The organism is Enterococcus rivorum, assembly GCF_001742285.1.
GTDB lineage: Bacteria > Bacillota > Bacilli > Lactobacillales > Enterococcaceae > Enterococcus_L > Enterococcus_L rivorum.
On sequence record NZ_MIEK01000005.1, the window covers coordinates 56,721 to 78,341 of the forward strand.

Here is a 21,621-nt window from a genome sequence, read left to right on the forward strand (position 1 = left end):
TCCAAATGAATGAGAAGAAGAACATTGTATTCCTTGTTCTAGGAGGAGTAAGTTTGATTGGGGGGCTATTAATTCAATTCATGTTGCTTGATATTGATCAAGCAATTATAAACTATGGCTCTCGATCAGTGAGAATGTATCAAGTATTCTCTAAATCCCTGATTGGATTGGCGTTTCTAATGATAGGCGTATTTATTTGGCTACAATTTAGAAAAAGAATGCAAACAGTTCATGTGATGAAAGAGAACGCAAAAAAAATTGAAATAGATCCTTTTCATGAGGAAACTGAACTCGTAAATAAGTTAGCTAAACTAAGTATGAGTGAAGTTTATAGAGACTCTATTGTTAAAGCTCAGGATATGATTGAACAAATAAACGATTGTATGAGTGATTTAAATGAATTACAGGAAAATAACGAGTATGAATTGTTGGATAAAATCAATGCTTCAATTGTTCAAGGAAAAATACAAATATTTCAAAATACAAAAAGCATAATTAATAGAGTCACGGTTGCTGGTGACAAAAATGAAATCAATAAAAGGCTCTTAAATAGTGCTGATATTGTGCAACAAGTGAGAGTTCTTTTGAACGAAACGGTCAATTATTTAGATTCTAAGTCGCCGTCTACAAAAGCAGATTTAGATAATATGACTAAGGCTCTCCAAACATTAAACAAAACAATTGAGTAATTTAAAGGAGAAGAGAGAATGAAAAGAAAAGCGATAGTGCTTATGTGTGTAGTCAGTATTTTTTGTCTTGCAACTTTAGCAGGATGTTCTACTGGTAGTGATGGGAAGATTGAAAATGCTTCAGATAATATAAAGAAATTATCTGAAGCCGATGCAAAGACTGAACTGAAGAGTTATATCAAAAAAATCAACCCTAAAAAAGCAACACCTAAGCGAGATATAGATAGTGGATCGATTGATAACAAAGCTGAGTTACCTCCTATTGATAAGACCTATCCACTTTCAGTAGAAGGAACCAATCAATTGAATGCAGAGTTATTTGTTAGTCCTGAAAAAGCAGGCAGCGGAAAAGATGGATTGTTTAATGAACTAGCGGAAGAATTTAACAAGCAAAATAAAAAAATAGATGGAAAGACTGTGTCTGTTTCTATTAGACCTATGGCTTCAGGAACAGGATTGGATTATGTCGAAAGTGACACCTATACTCCAGATGGTTACACTCCATCAAATCAATTATGGGGGAAAATGTTAGAGTCAAACGGTACAGGTATTACAACTGTAGCTGATCGAACTATAGGGAACACGGGAGGACTTCTCATGAAGGAGTCTACTTACAATCAGATTACAGAGAAATATAAGGAAGTCACAGTTGATTCACTCGTGAAATCTGTAATCGATGACGATTTGTTGCTTGGATATACAAATCCTTATACCTCGTCAACAGGTCTTAGCTTACTAACACAACTAATGTATCACTTTGATAGTGAAAATCCATTGAGCGAAAAATCAGTAGAATCGTTAAAAGCGTTTCAAAAAGATTTACCGTCAACATTGTATAATACCCTTCAGCTAAGAGAAGTAGCCAAAAATGGAACAGTTGATATTCTGTCTATTAGTTATCAGACGTATATTAATACACCTGAATTTAAACAATACAAATATGTTCCATTAGGCATACGCCAAGATTCACCTATGTATAGCTTAAATGCTACAACTGCTGAAAAACGTCAGGTAGTTGAGGAATTTACAAAGTTTATTCAAGAAAAATCAAATCAAGAAAAGGCGTCAGACTATGGCTTTAATCAATTAGATGATTATGAGTATCAGACAAATCCTATTGATGGAGCAACAATTACCTCTATTCAAAAACTATGGAAAGAGAATAAAAATGGTGGTAAACCGATTATTGCTGTTTTTGTTGCAGATGTTTCCGGTTCAATGGACGGTTCTCCTATACAATCACTGAAGCAATCCCTGTTGAATAGTAGTAAATACATTGGCGATGATGCCTTTGTGGGATTGGTGTCATATAGTTCAGATGTTACAATCGAATTGCCAATTGAAAGAATGAATTCAAAGCAACGGAGTTATTTTACTGGAGCAGTTAAAGGATTAACTGCGGATGGTGGAACTGCAACATATGACGGAACATTGGTTGCTTTAGATATGGTGCAACAAAAGTTGAAAGAAATTCCAGATGCACGTCCAATTATTTTTGTTTTATCGGATGGTGAAACAAATGAGGGTTATAGTTTTAACAAAGCAGCACCAATTATCAAAAGCCTAAGCGTTTCAGTAAATACCATCGGATATAATGCGCAACTGGAGGAACTTAAAAAACTATCAACGATCAATGAGAGTGCGACAATCAACGCAGATAACGATGATGTTGTCTATCAGTTGAAACAGCTATTTAATGCTGAATTATAGGCCAAATTAGCATTATTCAAGGCTAGAACAGACTTGCTCTAGCCTTGTTTTTTGCTCAACTAATTTGAAAAGGAGCCAACGATTATGGAAAAAATTCATAGAGAAATGCCTGAATTATCTTCAGAGTTAAGACAGAGTATTATAAAAATGCCGAAAGTTATTCGTGAATGTAGCGGTGTTAGTATATATGGGAAACGAATTAAAAGTATTATTTATACAATGGATGTAGCAGTTATTGCAAATAATGATGCAGATGCGGTTTTAGCTGTGTATCCGTGGACACCAAACACACGTATATTAAGTGCAATCTCACAAGTAGCTCAGGTGCCGATTTTAGCAGGCATAGGGGGCGGTTTAACATCAGGAAATCGTTCTTCACGTTTAGGAACATTCGCTGAGGAACATGGAGCGTATGGAGTAGTATTAAACGGTCCAAGTGATTTAGGAACAATTGAAGTGGTAAATGAAGCTGTAGATATTCCTATTATTTATACTGTTGTAAATGATAAACGTGATCTTCATAAGTTGGTAGCAGCTGGAGTAGATATATTTAATGTCGCTGGTGGTAAAAATACAGCACAATTAGTAAAGTGGATCAGGGAAAGCTTTCCAACTTTTCCAATCATTGCTTCTGGTGGAAAAACAGATGAACAAATTAGAGAAACAATTGAAGCAGGAGCAAATGCTATTACCTACACGACTTATGGGAAAACAGAAAGCTATTTTCAAGAAAAAATGGAGTCTTATAGAGATCAGGCAAGCCCCGAAGAGTAGAGATGCTTTCATATCATGAGTTGTATAAAATTTAAAAATTGATTTGAAACATCATTTAATGTATAATTACTCTATACATTAAATGATGTTTTTTGAGGGGGATTTATGATTAATATTACTGATTTAGGTCTAATGACTTTTTCACGAGCTAGTGAGCAATGGGGAAAAGAGAGAACTTATGTCTTGCAGCAACACAGGAAACACCCACAAAAATTTTTACCAGGATCAGTGGCCTATTTAAATGGTGGGAAAACAAAAGGAACCTGGGTGATTACTCGTGAAGGAATGGAACATTTAACTGGCCAAACGGCTGCTGAAGCAGCCAACGAATTATGGCAAGTAGTATCTTTGAAGGACTTTAACAAAGTACAAGAACATTTCACAACAACTGAAAAGGAGGCAATTGAGAAATTGCTACAATTAATCGATGCCTATACGGTGGATACAAAAACTTTACCTTTTAAAGAGCGCAAATTAGATTTTATAGATCCACAAAAAAAGAATTATGGCATTAAGTTACCAGGTGGCATGATTTTCTACTATACAAATGTTAGAAAAGGAAATCTTCCCGATATTTTCCATCAAGGTGGGTTTACAGCTGAAAGAAGAGGTAGTTACTTTCTTGTGAAAGATAAAAAAGAATTTGAGATTGCACAAATTTATTTATCTGGAGAGATCGAATTATTTTACTCAGATACGCCAAGTAACGTAAAAAATGACTTAGAGATAATTTCAACTAAGATCAAACGATATGCTGAAGACTAATTAGGATCTAGCAAGGCAGTCTCTTGTCAAGTTGTACAATTTGTAGTACGATTAATTCTGAAAGTGAGGGATAGTGTGATGGAAGCAACTACCTATAGTAATTTTAGACAAAATCTAAAGGATTACATGGATCAAGTAAACGATGATGCAGATTCATTGATCGTTACGTCAAAGGATGATAAAAACATTGTTGTTATGGCACAATCGGATTATGACAACTTGATGGAAAACTTTTATCTAATGTCGAGTGAGGCAAACAGAGAAAAAATAGATCAAGCCATTAAAGAACTTGATGAAGGAAAATATACGTCTCTTTCTCTGGAGGATATTTAATGGAATTACGATGGTCCGACCAGGCATTAGAAGATCTAAAATATTGGAAAAAAAATGATAGTACAAAGGTTTCCCGAATTAAGCGGCTGTTAAGCAATATTTTAGAGACACCTTATGAGGGATTGGGCAAACCAGAGCCTTTAAAATTCCAATGGAGTGGCTATTGGTCAAGAAGAATAAATAGCGAACACAGGCTCATTTATCGATGTGAAAAGACGTATGTTGAGATTGTATCTTGCCGTTTTCATTACACAAAATAGAAAGCACTTGGTTGTTGAAACCAGGTGTTTTTTTCGTCAATAAAAGGAGTTTTTACTTGTTTGTTTGTACAATATGTTGTACAATTTGTGTAAGATATCAGATTGGAGGGGAAGAATGTGAATCCACTAATTTTAACAGATGCTGAAGCTAATTATTTATCTGGTTTATTGAAAAATGAAACAGTGAAAAATCAAGCTATCATGCGTAAAAACAATGATTTAAAAGGTTTTTTTGAAGAAAATAACAAAATGAATGGTAGTATCGGAAGGAAAATTACAAATAGTCTCAAAAAAGATCGGCAAAAAAGGAGAGATTAATAATGGAATTAGAAGATAGACAAGAAAAAGAATCAGTTTCCAGCTCTCAACGTCAGGCATTTTCAATGATGGGGGAAATATATCATGATCAAATCGTTTTAGAAAATGAACTAAAAAATATGTCAAAAGAAGACAAATATCAATTAAAGAAGTTTCTATCTACAAAAAAAAGTAAGGACATTTTGATTCAAACAATGGATGGCTCACTGGAAGAATTAGAGAGAGTTTATGGAAAAGAGAATGTAAAAAACTTCTCAAAAAGGATCAAGCATAAAGGAGGAAAAAATGTGTAGAAAGGAAGGAGCTAACATGAAAAAAGATGAGATAAAAAATGAAATGCTCCAGCTGGCAGAATATATCTCTGGCAGTAAGGAAATTACGGATTTAGCAATAATCGGAACGATTGACTGTATTTTTAATAAAAGATTTCCTGTTGGAGTTACAACAAAAAAATTACAAAAAGAATTTTTTAAACTGGATAGAAAAGAACAAAAAGAGTTGTTAATCGAGTTTTTGCAAATGTTATGAATGTGACACAATCGGATTGTGTCGCATTCGTAAATTCATATGAATTCAAGTGGCTCTAAGGGTGACAGACGATGATGACCAGGTCCTTTTTTTGTTGTTGTTTTGAATAAGACTTAATACATGATATAATAGATTTAAGTCTTATTTAGAAAAAGATAGAAAAAGAGGGATTTTTTTGAACGTTGTCGAACCAATTCGAGAAAAAAAACAGATCGAGGGGATCAAAGGAATTTTATCAGCTGGAAAAATGGGCCAACGAAATGTGTTGTTGTTTTCTATTGGCATAAATACGGCTTATCGAATTTCTGATTTACGTCGCTTAAAATTATCCGACGTGCTAACCGTTTCTCGTGGCCGAGTAGTGGCCAAAGAAAGATTGGCCATGAAGGAGCAAAAAACAGGGAAACATAATTCCATTGTCATTTCCAGAAAATTAAGAAAGTTGATCCTGGACTACGTGGAAAATGAGTTTCCTAAGCAGCTGCTTATACAAGACTTTGATTATTATTTATTTCCGAGTCGTAAAGGGAACAATCAGCCATTGAGTCGGCAAGCTTTGTGGGCGGTTATCAGTAATGCGGCCAATACGATGGGCTTAAAAAATATTGGCAGCCACTCGATGCGCAAGACGTTTGGGTACTTTTTATATAAAAATGGGACTCATATCGAAATTATCCAAGAGCTGTTGAACCATTCTTCCCAACGAGAAACGTTGCGCTATATTGGAATCACACAAGAAGATAAAGATACGGCCGTTATGAGCTTAGACTTATAAAGTTGTCTCAAAATTTCTCTCAAAATCAATCTATCACTAATTTACGATTGTGAGAGGAACATTCTGAGGCACGTTCAGTTAATTAATGTTGATAACGGACTGAATAGAAAATTAGGGAGGATTAAAAATGGCGCGAGAAAGTTACGACCAGTGGAAAGTACCCAAAAGTCAGTTCAATCAATCAATGACTTACTATGTCAAGTGCGACTGTGGAGACTTGGCAAAATTGACTTTTTATTCTGGTCCATTTGAATGTCCGACATGTCACAAGAAATATATACAAAGACGTGGACAATATGTAGAAATGAAATAAGCGATTAAAAAATTTTGTAAGAAATTAGGAGGATAATGAATGGAATTCTTGAACTGGACTGTTAATGCATTATTAATTTTCATGATTGTTGTAATGATTGGTGGCTTTTTCTACGCTGTAGTTATAGCAATCGTCACAACCGCTAAGGAATTTAAGACAAAAGATGACGTTTTAAATTCTTTGAATATGGATAATTCAAGTTCATTCGACCCTTATACAGCTTTGAAAGTTCTTGAAAATGAAAATCCTATTGAATTTGAAAAAGTTGTTAAAGGGTTGGAAGATACTCTCAAAAAAGATCAAGAAGGGAAGAGTCATGAAAAAGGATAAATAAGTACTAAATAACTTCTTTTATCCTGATTTGCTTCCTTCAAAAATTGAAATACAAAGTTTACAATAAAAGTACTAACTTATTAGAAAGAAGGATTTAATTATGAGCAGTAAAAGAAAAGAAATTTTGAATGAATTATCTGACCTGTATGTTTTGCGAGAGGACAGAATAAATTTTAACAGAATTGAAATGTACACTCTACCTAACAGTTTTATTAGTATAAAAGATGTTTTCGTCGATGAAAGAAGAGATCCACAACCAGTGATAAATTGTAAAGGTAAGAGATGGTTCCCTATAGTCAAACTTGATAACGGAGATGAAATGATTATCTTATATCCTAGCGCTCCGATAAGGAAAAAGAATACAGCAATTGAAGATATTCAAGATGCTGAATTTGTTGAAAAAAGAATTAAACAGTTACTTGAACTTAGATAGCTCTTTCAAAAAGGATCAGAAAGAAAGCATGGTAGAAACTGATGAGCGTTTGATGGAACTATTAAATACTATGATTACCCTAAAAAATGATCACTAAAGCAGGAAATGTGTTCCGAAACCAAGAAAATCGTACACAAATAACTGTAAAACGTACGAATTTGCACTGAAAAAGATAAAAAATAGTAGGAGGAAGGCAAATGAAAAGAACATTGATTGGAAAAATGCCAGCAGGTAAAGAGGTTGAAATGAAATTTAATAATGCAAGCTACATACGACAAGGAAGGATTCCAATTTAAAAGATTTAAATGTTTAAGCACTATAGGTACAGTAATTGAATTTGAGGATGATTCGGAACCAGAACCCTTTGTTAATGGATTGCTGAGAGGTTCGCTAAATACTGTTAACGTTGTTGAAACAAAAAATGGTTTTGGATTACGTGTCTTTTCTTTCGATGCCTCGGAAGAAAATTCTAAACAAAGAATAGCTGATTATTATAAAGCTGTTCTTACTATGAGACAAGCTGATTTAAACGAAGCAGAACACTTTTATTCACGTCTCTTAGAGAAAATGTAATATGTCTATAAAAAAACTGAAGGTGGAATTTTTTTATGAATAAAAAATTTAGAGTTAGACGTTATGTAAGACAATTTTTACAAGAAAATAGATCAAAGAAGCTTGTTCAGTTAGATATCTCAACTCTTAGTGACAGTCAAACTACAGTGGCAGTTAGAATGATGCATAAACTAATAGTGAATTCCCGAAAAAACAATCAAAGTGTATCAATAAAGACTCATTGAGTGTTCAAAAAAACTGGAATGTAAAGCTAATCCCTCTATATATAGAGCTAATTCTTATCCATTAAATTGGAATTATGCTGATTGTGTAGGAGAGCATAGTTCCCCTACAAACGATCCTGTTTCATTGCTAAATCATTGGATTGAAGATTTGATTCTAAAAAAGGATTACGGAAGGAGAATAACATGAAGATAGAGTTTCGGTTTTTGAATAAAACCACGTCAACTTTTGAAGTAGTATATTTTCAAAACTGGAATGATAGACAACCTCTTTTTACGCATGATCCTAAGAAAGCAAAAAAATATTGGCATAATCAATCTGCTGAAAAAGATTTAAATTTATTAAATAAAGTAAAATCAGAAACAGCAAAAACTTTATCAATTAAGCTAGTTTCTTAACTTGTCAAAATGTTTAGGAAGAGATTGGAGGTGTGTTGTATGAGTCAAAAAAATATTAAGTTAGTTACTAAGATAGATTCTATTGATTTTTATAAAAAAATATACAACAAAGTGTGTAATTCTTTTTGGGAATTTAGACCAATATTTTTTGTTTCTCTATTAATAGGAATGATGATATTTTGTCTACTCATTACTCAGGTTATTAATGACAAAGTTTTAAATGTAGGTAAACCAGTTGATTGGGGAAATTTAAAAATAACTGCTTTAATTGGCCTGTTCTTTTGGTTACCTTTTTTTATCTTTCTTTTCAAGCATAAAAAAAAACAGCAGTAGAAGCCTCAGATACACCCAATATTTAAAAGAAATTAAAAATGAGAGAGGCTTAGAAAATAAGGACATTGATGAACTTATAGATGATATTGGAATTCTAAAGGTAAAGTATAAGGCGGAAAGAGACTACCTCCTGAATATGCTCTTAAAAATCGGGAAATTAATTGTTCTTCCACTATCTGCTGCAATTTTTAAAGGGTTAATAAGTGACCTATATCTTGTTTTACTTGGATTAACGTTCATATGTGTACCTATTCTGTCATTAGGTCTAGCATTTTGGACTGATTTCAAGTCTTTTGAAAGCTTAAGATGTTTTGGAATTAAAAATTATTATGTTGTTTCAGTAGTGAAACGAGAATTAATGTATATGAAAAAGTTATAATATATATTCAAAAACAATCACTAATTAAAGAAAGTCGATTCTCTACAACTTACATAAAAATAAGAGAAAAGTATTCAAATTTAACATTTGAATGAAACTAGTAAGAAACAGAAAGAGGGGATTGTAATGGATTTTCTATTAAAGTTGCTAGGCGTTAAATATTTAATTGGGTCTGGAGAAGATTTTCAATGTTCACGAGTATTTTTCCTGTTGATGCTATGTTGGTTAATAATTTCTTTTTGGAAAATGCTGATCTTACTCGCTGTTTGTTCAATAGTTGTTTTTGCGAGTATCATTTTCATTTTGATAAAGCTCAGAAAATTTAAACAGAACTTTCGTTAATACATGAATCAGAAACGTAGAAAGAGCAACCAACTTACAATTGGGTGCTTTTTTTGCACTTAAATTGTAAACCTGCCCTTTACAAAAAGAACATAAGTTCGTATAATAAGAACTGAAGACTAGCAAAGGATTGATAATATTTGAATTTTGATTATTCATCAGAACCTAAACGAGATATTTTTTTGATTGATGTGAAAAGTTTCTATGCCTCAGTAGAATGTGTGCAGCGTGGCTATGATCCATTAACGAAAATGTTAGTTGTCATGAGTGCTGGAGATAACACCGGAAGTGGATTAGTTTTAGCGGCCTCCCCTATGGCCAAAAGAATATTGGGGATCTCAAATGTTACTAGAGGAAATGAATTACCTGATAACCCTTCTTTAGAAATTGTTCCACCAAGAATGCGGTTATACATTCGAGAAAACATGAAGATTAATAAAATTTACAATGAGTACGTGGCCGATCAAGACTTACATTTTTATTCTATTGATGAATCTATTCTTGATTGTACCGCTTCTCTAAATTTGTTTGTACCCGATGATTCATTAACAAGAAGTGAAAAAAGAGTTCAACTAGCCAACATGATCCAGAATAAAGTAAAAAAAGAAACAGGCTTAATTGTTACGATTGGAATTGGTGATAATCCGCTTTTGGCTAAGTTAGCATTAGATAATGCGGCTAAATATAATTCTAATTTTGTGGCTGAGTGGACATATGAAAATGTTAAAGAAACAATTTGGAATATTCCTACTCTCACTGATTTTTGGGGAATAGGATCTAGAACAGAGAAAAGCTTAAATCTAATGGGGATTAGGTCCATTGAAGAGTTGGCTAATTGTAATCCCTGGAGACTTAAAAATAAGTTTGGCGTTATTGGCTTACAGCTTTACCACCATGCCAACGGAATTGATCGATCAATCATATCTGAACCCTACAAACCAATTGAAAAATCTTATGGCAATAGTCAAGTATTAGATCGAGATTACGTGAGACAGGAAGAAATCGAAACGGTAATTAGAGAAATGGCCGATCAAGTAGCAACACGTATCCGAAAACACCATTGTCAAACAATGTGCATTCATATTTACATAGGTTATTCATTAACTGAAGCTGAGAAAGCTCTATCTAGGCAAATGAAGATACCAGCAACCAATAACACAAAAAAACTAACAGAGCATTGTTTACAACTTTTTAGGAGATACTACAGCGGTAAAAACGTTAGGCATATTGGTATTACATACAAAAACCTAATATACACGGAAAACGTGCAACTTGATCTATTTGAAGAACCTGAAATTACTGAAGCACAAGAAAAACTTGATAAGATTGTTGACAAAATTAGAATGAAGTTTGGTTTTACAAAATTAGTCCATGCTGCAAGCTTGAAAAGTTCGGGCCGAGCCATAAAGCGAAGTTCTCTTCTAGGTGGTCATACTGGAGGTATGGATGGATTGGAGAATGAAAAGAATGAGTGAACTATTAAATGGTTATCAGGATAGAAAAATGGCTAAATGGACAGGTTTTTACCTATCAGAGCACACTAGTGTTATAGAGAAAGAAAGACAGCTTAAATCGCAAACTAATGTGAAAAAAGACCGTTTATCTATGGAAGAAATAGATGTTGTGCTCTACACTGCTCGCTTGTATAATAAACCTGTATCTATTCAAAAAGAAGAACTCGATGCTGAAGGGAATTACCCTGAAGATGTGATAGGGATAATTGAGGGATATGATTGTTTGGGAATTATTGTTAATGGTTGTAAAATTGACTATGATGAAATTAGGCATGTGGAAATAAAAGAATTTGAAAAATGGAGTAGCTTATAAAAGAGACAAGCATACATGTATACACATATACATGTATGCTTGTCTCTTTTGCTTTGAATGTTCTTAAAACAGCTTTTTTAAGGTATACATGTATACTTATATACACGTATACCTTAAAAGTTAATTACCTTTTTTATAATAGCTTTTCTTGAATGATGAAACTAGACGTAGCTTTTTCTTTTGAACGATGTCTTGAAATTCCAAACGTTGTTCTCGATCTAAATTATTAATCATTTGATCCATCATTGCGCCTAACAATTCATAGTTGTATTCAAATTGATCGCTAAAGAGGTCAAGAAGAGCGTCGTATTCAACCTTTTGCATGCGTTGAACTCCGATCATTGTTCGACCCAACTGGTATTCTTCTAAAGCAAGTTGAAATTCTTCTAAATCGTTACTTTCTTCTTTGAAATTTGATTGAAGGTTTTTATCTTCAGGGATATATGGGTTGCTAGGTTCAGGTAATCTGTTTCTTTTAACGCCATCTTTAAAAGTTCTATTAGTCTCTTCAATTTCAGGCATTAAGCTACTGCGTTTAGGAACAGAGTTTTTATCCATTTACATTTTCCCCTTCTTTCTCAAAATTTATGTATTCCTGTCCAGATTCACGGTACAAAATTCTTGTTAGTGATTCAATTGCAAGCTTGTAGTATACTTCAAGTATTTGTTTATCCCAACGATCCTCTAAGCGAATTCCTCTTCTTGGAACTGAGGTAATTCTTCGCATGTAAGGAATAATAGTGCTAAACAATTCGGAATCTCCAAATTCATCAAGTGCATCTTGATACACTTCGAGGTCCAAGGTCCATTTAGGAGTGTTTTTTAACACTTCAAGTCGTTTACGAGGTAGTTCACCATTTGAATCTAAAGGTGATCCAGGAGCGTTAAGCATGCTTGCTAGAATTCCTAGAATATCAAAATCTTGTTTGAATTTGTAAATTTTTGGTACAAATTTTTTAATAAAGTCAACTGCGTTTTCTAAACTGTCAGATTGAGTCTGTAAAGCAACGATAATGTAGTCACTACCATACACAGCACTTTTTGTAGCATATGAATCACCTGGTGGAGTATCAGTAATTAAGATATCTAGATCTTGAATGTATGGATCTAAAAGTGAAGGTAGATAGGAAATCTTTTGATGTTCAAGTGAATCAAAATTAGGAGAACCTTCAGCTGCAACACCAAACTTGACATCTAAAAAATTTGGAAAGCTAAAAAAATCTGAAGTAGATGGAAATAAATACAAATTGCTATTTATTTCAACACGAACCTTGCTTAAATCCCCGTTCTTTATTCCTCTCATTAATGTTTCTTCATAAGCAAAATCACCTTCTTTTTGATTTTGTTTGGTTATTATTAATGAATTTGTAGTGTTGCCTTGTGCGTCTTGATCTACAACACCTACTTTCAGCCCCATCATTGAAAAAATATTTGCTAATTGGACTGTTGATGCTGTTTTTGAAACGCCACCTTTCCAATTCGCTATGACAATTTTAATTGGTGCTCTACGCATAGTAACTAATTTTTTTATTAAAGCAACCAACTCTGAATCTTGTTGTAGAAATTCTACTCTTATAGCCAAGTAAATCATCCTTTCCTATTTGTACACATGAATACATAGATACAAGTATACATGTATACCACTTACTAGTTGATTTAATAGTACCAGATTCAAATTAGTTAGTCAAGTGATAACCAATTAGGTATACGTGTATACATGAAAAATCATTAAGGATGTATACACTGACAAATATAAATACTAGCATAACAGCATTTTAAAATAAAGAAATGTATACATGTATACGCGTATACGTTAATCATATGTATACATACAATTAATTTACAACATATTCTAAATTTTTACATTAGGTTTTATGTATACATGTATAAAGAAGAACAACGTATACATGTATACGTTAGAACGATCTAAAAAAAATTTTAAGTTTACAAATGCTTTAAACTATTGTATTGTTTTTGTTATTAAGACATAAAAAAAGAGACCTAGAAAAAAATGACGGCAAATCAAATTTTTTCTTTAGAATCAGCATACCCAACTACGTGATCCTTCTGTCTCAATTTGTTATATTACAAGTGTTTACACGCACTTTTATGTAATAAGTATAGCAAATTTTGACAAAAAATACAATAGTTTAAGGCTTATTTGTTGTGTTTAAAACGCTTTCTTTGGTGCTTTGAAGCAAAAATATACCTTTTCAGAAGTATTGAAGGACACATGGGGATTTCTTTGTGTTCTTCTTTTTTTGGAAAGGAAGCCATTATGATTGTTAATTTGTCTAACATATATGACATATTTTTAAAAAATGGTATACGGAAATATAAGTATAAAAATAGCCAAATAAAGCCAATTGGCTACCTTCCAGAAGGGAAAAAAGGGGCTATTTTCGGTCTGAGATCCAAAAAATCTATGACTGAGTATGGGATGCGTGGAATAGTTTTTACTTCTGAAGAAGCTCTATTGGAGAACGAAAACAAACTAACCCACTGGACACCTAATATTTATTCTTATGGCGCTTACGCTGATAAAAATAGATCAATTATTGTTGGGCACTCTGAAAAGAATTTGCAACAAATCAACACGTTTATGATTGATTTTGATTTAAAAGTTGGTAATACTTGCTCAGCACAAGATATTATTGATTGCAGCATTGATCTTGGCTTCGTTCCAACACTCCTCTTGAATACTCCTGGAGGATATCAGGCTTTCTATGTGCTAGAAAAGCCCTGGTTTATTTCCAATGCAGCAAATTACAGCTCTATTGGAGTTGCAAAAAATGTATCGAGAAGTCTTAGAAATTACTTTGCGGAAGTGTTTCCTGGAATTGTTGATATTGGTTGCAATCACTTTGGAATCACACGTATTCCGAGAACAGACAATGTAGAGCATTTTTATCCTGAATTTACGTACGATATGCAAAAGTTAATTGACTGGTCAATTGATTATGTAGCTGACAATAAATCTGAAAAAACGAAGCTTTGGACTTTGCCTTCTAGAAAACAAAAAAAGCAAATTACTGATTCGTGGGTGGGAGATTTAATTACCTGTAATGGGATAGAAGGACACAAAGGCTTGCTCGGAAGAAATAGCACAGTATTCACCGTATCATTGGCCTACTATTCAGCTGGAAAAACGATGGAAGAATGCTACAACGACATTGATCAGTTCAACTCTAATCTTGACTCACCTATGAACGATGAAGAAGTCTTGAAAGCTGTGAAATCAGCGTATTCAGGAAAATATAGAGGAGCACATAGAGACTATATTGAACCTTTGAAACAGAGTTGGCTCTCTGGATGCTCGTCTGAGACACCAAAGAAAAGAAAAAAAAATGCGGGCTATCGAAGTCACCCTAGTACCTGGTATAAATTCAAAAAAAATCGATCAGAGCGAAAATATTCACACAAACACGAATGGAAAAAAGATTTGTTAGCATTTTTGAAGGACAAAAGTTATACGTATAAACCTTATTTTGTGACGACAAAAAAAGAGATTACTGAAGCTTTACTAATTCCAGCACGTTCTTTAGATAAAATTCTAAAAGAAATGCAGGAAGACGGCCAACTATATTTTCAAGTGAAGGCTGGCCGAGGTGGTGGGATAAAAATTGCAACAAAACAAGCCTTGATTAAGACAATATTGTTGGTAAAAAAAGAAGTAAATCAAGCGTACAGAGAAGCGATCACGAAAGTATTTCCAGAAGCAGCTATCTTAGTTAACATGTTTAATAAAGTTGCTAAAACTGAACCAAAAGCGTACTACCAAGCGAATTTGGAAGAGTGGAACACTGGATAAAATTAAACCTGCAAATTGCCAATTACTTTTATTTCTTTTATACTTTCTTTCCTCTTTGCTAGTAGTATAAAAGACCTAGATATTGTTTAATCCAGGGCTTGTTTTTTCGTTATAGAGAATCAAAGGATACTGCTTTTTTTAGCTCGTATGTTTCTTTGTTTTTGTGTGAGTTGTATTGATATTTAACTGCGTTTGCGGTGTTTATATCACCTGCTAATTTGAAGCTTTCAGATATTTCTAATAGTTTATCAAGTTCTTTTTTGTCATTATCTTTTAGATAATTTATCATTATTTCATTTATTCGGATGTAAAACAAGTATCGTAAATCTGTGTGGACTTTAGCAAAATTTTTATGTTTGTTCAGTATTTCAGTTGCTAACTCTATGTTATTTTCATTGATACAAATATCACAAATGTTGTTGAGAATTTTATGAATTTGAGTTCTGTAAATAACAGTATCTTCACCGTAATGGTAGGGATCAAAGGTTGGTAGATTTCTGTAAAGAGTTATTAATTCATCATAAGATAAAATGTGAGTTGCTAGATCTCCAATTAATCTTAAGTCATATAAGCTAAAATCTTTATTTAGAGATAACATGTCCATGAGTGGAAAGCAGACATTTTGGACTATCTGGAGGAACAATGTTATCGATATCGTCCAGAAATTGCAACGACAAAAGGTGAACTACAAGCTGCTATAAAATATCAGGATAAAAGCATACCGAAGAGATCACTTGATAAAGCAATTAAGGAATTAGAAGCAGAAGGAAAAATTTATGTACAAGCACGACCAGGTCGTGGCGGCGGATTAGTCGTTGCAACAAGAAAAGCACTGATCCGTACGGTGATTGTAGTAAATCAAACGGTCAAAGAAGCGTATAAAGACGCAATCAGGACCTTTTTCAAGGAAGCAGCTATGTTAACTAAGATGTTTGAAACACCAGGAACAGGCGACAAAGTAGGGGTATTTGCCGAGCAATCAAATCTTTGGGACACTGGATAAATCAAAACATGCACACTGCCAATACATTATATCTAGGATACTTTTCTGGAATAATAAAAAGACCCCACTCTAAGTAGCTAAGAGTGGGAAGACTTAATTTGGACTATTTGGTAAAATTACACTGTAAATGATGTATTTTCTGCAAATGACCTTTCTAGACTTTCTTTTAGATCTTGTTTGGATTCTATTACTCTGTCTAAGTCTGATCTCATGCTTTCTATCTCTCTGAATTCTCCAATTTCTTGTAGCGTAGACATTAGAGCGACAATTTTAGAGTAATAGTCTAATTTCTCTGGTTTTGTTGCGTATTCTAAAAGGTATTCTAAAAAAATTACATGAATCTTGAATCGGTAGTCAGTAGAGTGAGAGAATTGTCTTTTTGCAATGAGAATGTATTTTTGAGCGTTATGTAGATCATTTTCATGTAGTCTTGTCGTAATAATATTCCGTAAACTGTTGTAGGCATAGGCCTTTGTTTCTGGCGTTCTTTTCTCTATGTCTGTAATAGGGATCATGAGTCTAATGAGTTTGGCTACTGTATTTTCTGGAAGTAAGGTGCATATCATTAACAAGAGTGAGTAATCATATTTTGTGTAATATTTTCTGTTCAAAAGATGCGTGTTTACTTGTTCAATTTCTGCTTGAGAGATTGGAGGTATGTCTTTTTTCCATAATTTTGAAAAATGAAATTTGATTGAGAGCAGATTTGAAAGTTCTCTTGTTGTTTTTTTTTCTTTAGAATCAAGATGTTTGTAATACTTTAGTAAAGCGTTTTTTTTACTGCTATTAGGTTTTTTCATACATAGTGTGGATAAGGTTATGTATTGTTGTTGTTCTGTTTGTGCGTCGGTGTTTGAAAATTTTAGAATTTCTTCTGGAGCGATGGACACATTGTCTAATATTTCTAAAAATTCCCGAATACTGACTCTTTCAGTTCCCAGTTCAAATCTAGATAATTTGGAAGGACTTTGTTTTGGGTTGTTTTTGGTTGGAAGAATGTCTTTTAGTGTCTGATCATTGTTTTTACGGAAAAAGCGTAAGGATTCATTGATTTGCATGGTTGTTACCTCTTTTCTATGAAATTATTAAGTGTTTGAAATAAACGTGTGTATACGAACCGTTTTTTGGTGTTTTTTGGGTATTTTTTATGAATTTCATTTTTTTTTGCTTTATAACGCTAATATTGGTTCGTATACACAAATGTCAATTTTTTTTCTTGCAATGGGCGTAAATTGTGGTAAAGTGTAGCTATAATAGCTATTATGATCTGAGATATCTCATAATTTTTTGGAAGGAGGGACTAGTAATGGACTTTTTGTTTATAGCAATTTCTACTCGTGGTGTTATTGGAATGCCATAAATAGTATCTGATAAATGAATAAAATTGGAGTTCTTGAGGAACGTTGCGTATAAAAAAATTGTGTGCTATGCTAGGTAAAATCATTTTTTACCTAGCGCAACACACAATCGCAAGTTAGATCCTTTTGATCTTTGACATAACAAAAAAAGAACCGTCTCCTTAGGCCTGAGAAACCTAGAGGGAGATTAGGATGTTCAACCGTTTTTGAACATACGTCGGTCCTTTGTTGCAACTATAGTCACAACAGTAAAATTATAGCACTTTTGGACTCGAAAGAGTAGTCAAATATAGAAAAAGGAACATTTGTTTTGTTATTTTTCAGTGTTCATAACTTACTGTTTGTCAGAATAGCTGTATCAAAGGGGAGAGTATGCATGTTCAATGCAACTCTCCTCTTTTTTTGTTCTTGGGGAAAAGAGAGGAAAAAAGAAAAAAATGGAAAAGGAGTGAAGGACACGATGAAGCGAAGAACGAAAGTATCACTAGAACAACTGCTTGGCATGGAAAAAGGACGCATTCAGTTATTTAACAAACAGTTTTATTGGATTGCGAGAGGGGTTGCGTATCATCAGGTTGTGTTGTATGAACAAGGGGTTCCGGTCTATCAAACAGTTGGGGAAAGGCAGACACTAGAGTCACTTTTTGATCGAATAAAGTTTGTGTTCTCTCCTTCAGGTAAAGTCATCGCAAGAAGAATAGCCCATGAGGAACCACTTTTATTGGGGAAGAAAGAGTGGGAGGATTTTTCATGAGCAAGGGATTAGCGTTCAGTTTAGAAGATGTTTGTCGTTTAGGAAAAAGAATTGTTCTGTTTCCCAACAAAGGAGTACAAGTCTATTTCATCAATGGAAAGTATGCTGAACGGTATGTGGATGTGTTCCAAGAGGGGAAAAAAGTACCAACAGTTTTTGAACGACTCCCTCTTGAGAAAATCTATCCGACCATTCAACGGGTGTATGATCGAAAGACAAAAGGGGTGCTAATCGCTAGAAGGGCGCACCCTGCAACACAATTAAGGTCAACAGGAAAGGGCATGGGAAAAAAAATACAAAGGGAAACAGAAATGAGTCGGGAGCAACATTCCCTTGTTGAAAGTCAACAGGTGTTGTGAAGGCAAGATTAACCTTTTCTTATTTGCTAATTTTAGCAACACATGGTTTTTAGCGTCAGTACATTACACAAAACAATCTCGAAAGTCTATGAACTTAGGTCGAGAAGCTAAGAAAAGTACTATTCAGAGGTGAAATCTCTGTAGTATGTTCACTTGGCTAGGTAGAGGGAGTAAACACAATGATTGTACGAAAAACAATCTGGAAAATTGTGGAATGTGAAGATGAAGGGAACCCTATAGTCGGTTTGGTCACCGCCCTGCCAATCAGCGTAGCTACTAAGGAGCAGGGGTTAGAACTTCCCGGGCTGAAAGAAGCCGAAATGGAAAGTGAACATTGCTACAGTACGGTGAGAGATATGCCAAGACATACATTAAAAAGTGTATCGAGCGTATATTCTGCTCTCACAGAGTTAGGGGAACGATTGCTATAACCCTGCGAAACAAAACGACCCGTTTATTTTAGAACATTCGAATGAAATTAGTAAATAAGAAAAGGTTAATCCACATGAAAATTAGAAAGGTGTGAAGTACAAATGGCAGAAGAACGCTACAAAACAAAGGAATTATTAGCAGAATTGGTGCAGTTTTTGGAGGAACAACCCACAAAAAAAGTGGTGGTAGAAGACTACTTCAAACGTACGAAAGGAACCCAGAAGTGGACAAAACCTCGAGTGATAGCTTGTTACAAAGCCATTCAAGAAGCCAAAACAACCCAGATTCAAATGGATTACGTTTCCGTACAAAGAAGCGAGGAAACATGGGCGTATTGTATGAGAGTCACGTTGCCGACTGCGAAAAAGTAATGCCTTTGTATTTACTTTTTGTTTATTTTTTGATAGTATTAGGTCATAAAATAAAAGAAGAGGTGCTTAACATGAAAGCAAGACAACAAGGAAATGCGCTGGTTCTAACCATTCCAACTAAATTTCAAGTAGAACCAAACACAGAATTTGTAGCGATAAAAGGAGAAAATGGGAGTATCACCTACGTTCCTAAGTTAAAAAATGTATTTGAAGAAGCCGCCAAAGCTGGGGAAGATCTAAGAACTCCTTTGGAAGAGGAGTATATGCATGACATTGAAGAGTAATAAAGGATATGCAATAAACGGATACACTCCACAACAAGGAGATATGATTATTTGTAATTTCGATCCAACATTAGGCAGAGAGATTCAAAAAGAACGTCCGGCACTCGTTGTTAGCAGTAGCTATTACCATCAAACAACCGGCTTTTGTGTGGTATGTCCGATTACGTCCTCTAGCAATGTGAAGCCAGGATTTGTGAAATTATCCGATTCACACAAAGTGAAGGGACATATCAATGCGATGCAACTAAAGTTTGTTGACTTTATGGAGAAAGAACGTCGTGTACGGAAAGTAGAAGAATGCACAACAGATGAATTTGGGTTAACAATCCAAATTGTTTCAGCTATTTTTGATTTCGAAAAATTGATTGTTGAATAAAAATAGGTACCTTTTACAGTTGGTTAGTAATATTTCTAGATTTTTGGCAACGGAAAGGTTACTATGGAACGCTTACATTGTTGTTGGAATTGGTATAATAGTAGTACATGAACGAATAGAATGGAAGATACTGAGAGGGGAAAATGACCATGACGAAGAGACAAAAAATAGTGATACTTGTACTCATAACCATCGTACTAGTGGCGGGTGTTGGGGGTACGGTCTATGCAAGTCAAGTACATAAACAAGTCGAAGAAGCAGAAGAGACCGTGAAGGCAGAACGAGTGTCGGTAGAAAAGGTAACAAAAGAGTTGTCCAAATTATTGGATCAAAAAGACCCCTCTTATTTAGCGGAAAATGTGACAGAAGAACAAATAGCGTCATTGGATCAGCAGTTGAAACAGTCCGAATTTGTTTTTCAAGACGTTTCAGTGGATAAAAAGCTGTTGAAAGATCATGTTGTTGCGTATGAGTCAGCACAAGAAAAAGCAGACAAACTGATAGGAAGTATTTATGAGAAAATAACCTTGCAACGAGGGGTCAATACGTTGTTTCAGTCAAAAGATAAAGTTGCCATGAATGGCGCAAAAGTGGAAAAAGAGTTAGCCATTATCGATGGGCTAACGGAAGAAAAAATCAAATCGATTCAAGAAAGCATCCCCAAAGAAGAGACTGATTTTACAAAAGATGTTAAGGGATTGGTAGAGAACGCAAGCGGACAACTGAAACAAATCAGTACGGCAAAAGAAGCAGTAGCTAAGTTGTATAAGGGCAACAAAGTCGTTTCAACCGATCAAAAATTATACGATGCGGCAAAAGCAGAGACAGACAAAATCAAAAATGAGAAGACAAAAAAAGAGCTAACAGATCAACTAGGCAAAGTGAAAGCGGAGCTGGATAAAAAAGCGAAGGAAGTCGCTGTAGCACAAGCACAAGAAACAGCAACGAAAGAACAAACGGCACAAACCGAAACAACAGGGAATGTGAACGCAAATGTTGAGATAAACGATGCAGGTAGTACACAAGGAAATAATGCAACCGATACCGATACAGGTTCGTGGCAACAAGAATCAACTAACACAGGTGGTACGAGCAATTGGCAACAACCCACAACAGGTGGTGGGGGTGGCAACACCAATACAAATACTGGAGGTGGAGGCGGTTCAGGAAGCAATACCGGAGGGGGCGGCGGTGGCACGGTTACGCCACCGCCAACGACTGCTCCTACGATTGTTAGTGGCTATATCGGGAACTCAGGTATGATATTTTCTTCTGGGTTAGAAGCCAATCTGTATGGTAATAGCGTATTAGCTTCTGATCCATCTAAAAATGGATATGTGCTAATTGGTATTTTTTACAGTGATGGGTCAGAAAAATTTAGTATTGATTTTTACTAATTTTCTCTGGAATGAACGAGTGAAAATTTATATAAACCGTAGGAACTGCGGGGATAGCTTGGTTAAAAAGAGAGAAAGTCTCTGTTGCCAAGAAGTGTTTTCCTAAAGGGAAACGCAGTTCACAATTGAAGAAGCTGGAAAAGAGACTTAGTGAGGCAAGGATCACTGAGT

The 21,621-nt window shown here is 34.4% G+C and carries 32 protein-coding genes; 28 read left to right on the forward strand and 4 right to left on the reverse strand.

Annotation, left to right across the window (positions count from 1 at the left end; translation table 11 throughout):
* Window positions 1-5 precede the first annotated feature (5 nt).
* The 19 genes from BCR26_RS02900 (at window position 6) to BCR26_RS03000 (ending at window position 11,305) form a co-directional block, all read left to right on the forward strand.
* Complete coding sequence (locus tag BCR26_RS02900; protein ID WP_069697467.1) at window positions 6-689, forward strand: hypothetical protein; 684 nt, start codon at window positions 6-8, stop codon at window positions 687-689.
* Window positions 690-707: 18 nt separating this feature from the next.
* Window positions 708-2,399 (forward strand): vWA domain-containing protein, encoded by a 1,692-nt coding sequence (locus tag BCR26_RS02905; RefSeq protein WP_069697468.1) that lies wholly within the window; start codon window positions 708-710, stop codon window positions 2,397-2,399.
* Window positions 2,400-2,483: 84 nt separating this feature from the next.
* Window positions 2,484-3,173 (forward strand): hydrolase, encoded by a 690-nt coding sequence (locus BCR26_RS02910; RefSeq protein WP_069697469.1) that lies wholly within the window; start codon window positions 2,484-2,486, stop codon window positions 3,171-3,173.
* A 105-nt stretch (window positions 3,174-3,278) separates the two neighbouring features.
* The gene (locus BCR26_RS02915; RefSeq protein WP_069697470.1) at window positions 3,279-3,938 is read left to right on the forward strand and encodes a helix-turn-helix domain-containing protein; all 660 of its coding nucleotides are present in this window, start codon (window positions 3,279-3,281) and stop codon (window positions 3,936-3,938) included.
* A 78-nt stretch (window positions 3,939-4,016) separates the two neighbouring features.
* The gene (locus tag BCR26_RS02920) at window positions 4,017-4,271 is read left to right on the forward strand and encodes a type II toxin-antitoxin system Phd/YefM family antitoxin (protein WP_069697471.1); all 255 of its coding nucleotides are present in this window, start codon (window positions 4,017-4,019) and stop codon (window positions 4,269-4,271) included.
* Window positions 4,271-4,531 carry a Txe/YoeB family addiction module toxin gene (locus tag BCR26_RS02925; protein WP_069697472.1) on the forward strand — a complete coding sequence of 87 codons (261 nt, stop codon included), beginning with the start codon at window positions 4,271-4,273 and terminating at the stop codon, window positions 4,529-4,531. The genes BCR26_RS02920 and BCR26_RS02925 overlap by 1 nt, the downstream gene beginning before the upstream one ends.
* A gap of 117 nt (window positions 4,532-4,648) precedes the next feature.
* On the forward strand, window positions 4,649-4,849 hold the full coding sequence (locus BCR26_RS02930; protein WP_069697473.1) for a hypothetical protein: 201 nt from the start codon (window positions 4,649-4,651) through the stop codon (window positions 4,847-4,849).
* A 2-nt stretch (window positions 4,850-4,851) separates the two neighbouring features.
* Window positions 4,852-5,142: a hypothetical protein gene (locus tag BCR26_RS02935; RefSeq protein WP_069697474.1), complete on the forward strand. Its 291-nt coding sequence runs from the start codon at window positions 4,852-4,854 to the stop codon at window positions 5,140-5,142.
* Window positions 5,143-5,158: 16 nt separating this feature from the next.
* Window positions 5,159-5,377: a hypothetical protein gene (locus tag BCR26_RS02940; protein WP_139124862.1), complete on the forward strand. Its 219-nt coding sequence runs from the start codon at window positions 5,159-5,161 to the stop codon at window positions 5,375-5,377.
* Between the two features lie 175 nt (window positions 5,378-5,552).
* On the forward strand, window positions 5,553-6,152 hold the full coding sequence (locus BCR26_RS02945) for a site-specific integrase (RefSeq protein ID WP_069697476.1): 600 nt from the start codon (window positions 5,553-5,555) through the stop codon (window positions 6,150-6,152).
* 127 nt (window positions 6,153-6,279) lie between these two features.
* Window positions 6,280-6,465 carry a transcriptional regulator gene (locus BCR26_RS02950; protein ID WP_069697477.1) on the forward strand — a complete coding sequence of 62 codons (186 nt, stop codon included), beginning with the start codon at window positions 6,280-6,282 and terminating at the stop codon, window positions 6,463-6,465.
* A 39-nt stretch (window positions 6,466-6,504) separates the two neighbouring features.
* On the forward strand, window positions 6,505-6,795 hold the full coding sequence (locus tag BCR26_RS02955; protein WP_069697478.1) for a hypothetical protein: 291 nt from the start codon (window positions 6,505-6,507) through the stop codon (window positions 6,793-6,795).
* Between the two features lie 103 nt (window positions 6,796-6,898).
* Window positions 6,899-7,231 (forward strand): hypothetical protein, encoded by a 333-nt coding sequence (locus BCR26_RS02960; protein ID WP_069697479.1) that lies wholly within the window; start codon window positions 6,899-6,901, stop codon window positions 7,229-7,231.
* Between the two features lie 258 nt (window positions 7,232-7,489).
* A complete protein-coding gene (locus BCR26_RS02965) occupies window positions 7,490-7,804 on the forward strand; it encodes a hypothetical protein (RefSeq protein WP_069697480.1) in 315 nt (104 codons plus the stop codon).
* A gap of 428 nt (window positions 7,805-8,232) precedes the next feature.
* Complete coding sequence (locus tag BCR26_RS02975) at window positions 8,233-8,424, forward strand: hypothetical protein (protein ID WP_245676905.1); 192 nt, start codon at window positions 8,233-8,235, stop codon at window positions 8,422-8,424.
* A 39-nt stretch (window positions 8,425-8,463) separates the two neighbouring features.
* On the forward strand, window positions 8,464-8,757 hold the full coding sequence (locus BCR26_RS02980) for a hypothetical protein (protein ID WP_069697483.1): 294 nt from the start codon (window positions 8,464-8,466) through the stop codon (window positions 8,755-8,757).
* A complete protein-coding gene (locus tag BCR26_RS18710) occupies window positions 8,693-9,136 on the forward strand; it encodes a hypothetical protein (protein ID WP_211272280.1) in 444 nt (147 codons plus the stop codon). The genes BCR26_RS02980 and BCR26_RS18710 overlap by 65 nt, the downstream gene beginning before the upstream one ends.
* 482 nt (window positions 9,137-9,618) lie before the next feature.
* Entirely contained in the window at window positions 9,619-10,953 is a 1,335-nt protein-coding gene (locus BCR26_RS02995; protein ID WP_069697486.1) for a Y-family DNA polymerase, read from the forward strand.
* Window positions 10,946-11,305, forward strand: a complete 360-nt coding sequence (locus BCR26_RS03000) for a hypothetical protein (RefSeq protein WP_069697509.1) — start codon at window positions 10,946-10,948, stop codon at window positions 11,303-11,305. Before BCR26_RS02995 ends, BCR26_RS03000 begins: the two co-directional genes overlap by 8 nt.
* A gap of 120 nt (window positions 11,306-11,425) precedes the next feature.
* Here the strand turns inward: BCR26_RS03000 and BCR26_RS03005 are convergent, their stop codons facing one another.
* Window positions 11,426-11,863, reverse strand: a complete 438-nt coding sequence (locus tag BCR26_RS03005; RefSeq protein WP_069697487.1) for a hypothetical protein — start codon at window positions 11,861-11,863, stop codon at window positions 11,426-11,428.
* Window positions 11,856-12,887, reverse strand: coding sequence for a ParA family protein (locus BCR26_RS03010; RefSeq protein ID WP_069697488.1), 1,032 nt, complete (start codon window positions 12,885-12,887; stop codon window positions 11,856-11,858). Before BCR26_RS03010 ends, BCR26_RS03005 begins: the two co-directional genes overlap by 8 nt.
* 843 nt (window positions 12,888-13,730) lie before the next feature.
* Between BCR26_RS03010 and BCR26_RS03015 the strand changes: the two genes are divergently transcribed.
* Window positions 13,731-15,116: a primase C-terminal domain-containing protein gene (locus BCR26_RS03015; protein ID WP_245676906.1), complete on the forward strand. Its 1,386-nt coding sequence runs from the start codon at window positions 13,731-13,733 to the stop codon at window positions 15,114-15,116.
* A 109-nt stretch (window positions 15,117-15,225) separates the two neighbouring features.
* On the opposite strand, the gene BCR26_RS03020 is transcribed toward BCR26_RS03015, so the two are convergent.
* Window positions 15,226-15,720: a hypothetical protein gene (locus BCR26_RS03020; RefSeq protein ID WP_069697489.1), complete on the reverse strand. Its 495-nt coding sequence runs from the start codon at window positions 15,718-15,720 to the stop codon at window positions 15,226-15,228.
* 18 nt (window positions 15,721-15,738) lie between these two features.
* On the opposite strand from BCR26_RS03020, the gene BCR26_RS03025 reads away from it, so the two are divergent.
* Complete coding sequence (locus BCR26_RS03025) at window positions 15,739-16,119, forward strand: hypothetical protein (RefSeq protein ID WP_069697490.1); 381 nt, start codon at window positions 15,739-15,741, stop codon at window positions 16,117-16,119.
* Window positions 16,120-16,235: 116 nt separating this feature from the next.
* On the opposite strand, the gene BCR26_RS03030 is transcribed toward BCR26_RS03025, so the two are convergent.
* Entirely contained in the window at window positions 16,236-17,177 is a 942-nt protein-coding gene (locus BCR26_RS03030; RefSeq protein WP_069697491.1) for an Rgg family transcriptional regulator, read from the reverse strand.
* A 760-nt stretch (window positions 17,178-17,937) separates the two neighbouring features.
* Between BCR26_RS03030 and BCR26_RS03035 the strand changes: the two genes are divergently transcribed.
* The 7 genes from BCR26_RS03035 to BCR26_RS18715 all read left to right on the forward strand — a co-directional run bounded on the left by BCR26_RS03035 (window position 17,938) and on the right by BCR26_RS18715 (window position 21,450).
* Complete coding sequence (locus BCR26_RS03035) at window positions 17,938-18,231, forward strand: hypothetical protein (RefSeq protein ID WP_139124863.1); 294 nt, start codon at window positions 17,938-17,940, stop codon at window positions 18,229-18,231.
* Window positions 18,228-18,590, forward strand: coding sequence for a hypothetical protein (locus BCR26_RS03040; protein ID WP_069697493.1), 363 nt, complete (start codon window positions 18,228-18,230; stop codon window positions 18,588-18,590). The genes BCR26_RS03035 and BCR26_RS03040 overlap by 4 nt, the downstream gene beginning before the upstream one ends.
* Before the next feature lie 179 nt (window positions 18,591-18,769).
* A complete protein-coding gene (locus BCR26_RS03045; RefSeq protein WP_069697494.1) occupies window positions 18,770-19,021 on the forward strand; it encodes a hypothetical protein in 252 nt (83 codons plus the stop codon).
* A gap of 102 nt (window positions 19,022-19,123) precedes the next feature.
* Window positions 19,124-19,393, forward strand: a complete 270-nt coding sequence (locus BCR26_RS03050; protein WP_069697495.1) for a hypothetical protein — start codon at window positions 19,124-19,126, stop codon at window positions 19,391-19,393.
* On the forward strand, window positions 19,348-19,677 hold the full coding sequence (gene mazE / locus BCR26_RS18905) for a type II toxin-antitoxin system PemI/MazE family antitoxin (protein WP_245676907.1): 330 nt from the start codon (window positions 19,348-19,350) through the stop codon (window positions 19,675-19,677). Before BCR26_RS03050 ends, mazE begins: the two co-directional genes overlap by 46 nt.
* Window positions 19,661-20,053 (forward strand): type II toxin-antitoxin system PemK/MazF family toxin, encoded by a 393-nt coding sequence (locus tag BCR26_RS03060; RefSeq protein ID WP_069697497.1) that lies wholly within the window; start codon window positions 19,661-19,663, stop codon window positions 20,051-20,053. Before mazE ends, BCR26_RS03060 begins: the two co-directional genes overlap by 17 nt.
* 149 nt (window positions 20,054-20,202) lie before the next feature.
* Window positions 20,203-21,450, forward strand: a complete 1,248-nt coding sequence (locus BCR26_RS18715; protein WP_069697498.1) for a hypothetical protein — start codon at window positions 20,203-20,205, stop codon at window positions 21,448-21,450.
* Window positions 21,451-21,621: the final 171 nt, after the last annotated feature.

Excerpts from the sequence above, each read along its gene's own strand:
- BCR26_RS02915 (WP_069697470.1), top strand. The coding sequence starts at position 3,279 with ATGATTAATATTACTGATTTAGGTCTAATGACTTTTTCACGAGCTAGT.
- BCR26_RS02955 (WP_069697478.1), top strand. The coding sequence starts at position 6,505 with ATGGAATTCTTGAACTGGACTGTTAATGCATTATTAATTTTCATGATT.
- BCR26_RS03030 (WP_069697491.1), bottom strand. The coding sequence starts at position 17,177 with ATGCAAATCAATGAATCCTTACGCTTTTTCCGTAAAAACAATGATCAG.
- BCR26_RS03020 (WP_069697489.1), bottom strand. The coding sequence starts at position 15,720 with ATGGACATGTTATCTCTAAATAAAGATTTTAGCTTATATGACTTAAGA.
- BCR26_RS02900 (WP_069697467.1), top strand. The coding sequence starts at position 6 with ATGAATGAGAAGAAGAACATTGTATTCCTTGTTCTAGGAGGAGTAAGT.
- BCR26_RS02980 (WP_069697483.1), top strand. The coding sequence starts at position 8,464 with ATGAGTCAAAAAAATATTAAGTTAGTTACTAAGATAGATTCTATTGAT.
- BCR26_RS02960 (WP_069697479.1), top strand. The coding sequence starts at position 6,899 with ATGAGCAGTAAAAGAAAAGAAATTTTGAATGAATTATCTGACCTGTAT.
- BCR26_RS02920 (WP_069697471.1), top strand. The coding sequence starts at position 4,017 with ATGGAAGCAACTACCTATAGTAATTTTAGACAAAATCTAAAGGATTAC.
- BCR26_RS02905 (WP_069697468.1), top strand. The coding sequence starts at position 708 with ATGAAAAGAAAAGCGATAGTGCTTATGTGTGTAGTCAGTATTTTTTGT.
- BCR26_RS03005 (WP_069697487.1), bottom strand. The coding sequence starts at position 11,863 with ATGGATAAAAACTCTGTTCCTAAACGCAGTAGCTTAATGCCTGAAATT.
- BCR26_RS02925 (WP_069697472.1), top strand. The coding sequence starts at position 4,271 with ATGGAATTACGATGGTCCGACCAGGCATTAGAAGATCTAAAATATTGG.
- BCR26_RS03035 (WP_139124863.1), top strand. The coding sequence starts at position 17,938 with ATGAAGCGAAGAACGAAAGTATCACTAGAACAACTGCTTGGCATGGAA.
- BCR26_RS18715 (WP_069697498.1), top strand. The coding sequence starts at position 20,203 with ATGACGAAGAGACAAAAAATAGTGATACTTGTACTCATAACCATCGTA.
- BCR26_RS02935 (WP_069697474.1), top strand. The coding sequence starts at position 4,852 with ATGGAATTAGAAGATAGACAAGAAAAAGAATCAGTTTCCAGCTCTCAA.
- BCR26_RS02910 (WP_069697469.1), top strand. The coding sequence starts at position 2,484 with ATGGAAAAAATTCATAGAGAAATGCCTGAATTATCTTCAGAGTTAAGA.
- BCR26_RS03050 (WP_069697495.1), top strand. The coding sequence starts at position 19,124 with ATGGCAGAAGAACGCTACAAAACAAAGGAATTATTAGCAGAATTGGTG.
- BCR26_RS02965 (WP_069697480.1), top strand. The coding sequence starts at position 7,490 with ATGCAAGCTACATACGACAAGGAAGGATTCCAATTTAAAAGATTTAAA.
- BCR26_RS03040 (WP_069697493.1), top strand. The coding sequence starts at position 18,228 with ATGAGCAAGGGATTAGCGTTCAGTTTAGAAGATGTTTGTCGTTTAGGA.
- BCR26_RS02940 (WP_139124862.1), top strand. The coding sequence starts at position 5,159 with ATGAAAAAAGATGAGATAAAAAATGAAATGCTCCAGCTGGCAGAATAT.
- mazE (WP_245676907.1), top strand. The coding sequence starts at position 19,348 with ATGGGCGTATTGTATGAGAGTCACGTTGCCGACTGCGAAAAAGTAATG.
- BCR26_RS03045 (WP_069697494.1), top strand. The coding sequence starts at position 18,770 with ATGATTGTACGAAAAACAATCTGGAAAATTGTGGAATGTGAAGATGAA.
- BCR26_RS03015 (WP_245676906.1), top strand. The coding sequence starts at position 13,731 with ATGACTGAGTATGGGATGCGTGGAATAGTTTTTACTTCTGAAGAAGCT.
- BCR26_RS03000 (WP_069697509.1), top strand. The coding sequence starts at position 10,946 with ATGAGTGAACTATTAAATGGTTATCAGGATAGAAAAATGGCTAAATGG.
- BCR26_RS02950 (WP_069697477.1), top strand. The coding sequence starts at position 6,280 with ATGGCGCGAGAAAGTTACGACCAGTGGAAAGTACCCAAAAGTCAGTTC.
- BCR26_RS03060 (WP_069697497.1), top strand. The coding sequence starts at position 19,661 with ATGACATTGAAGAGTAATAAAGGATATGCAATAAACGGATACACTCCA.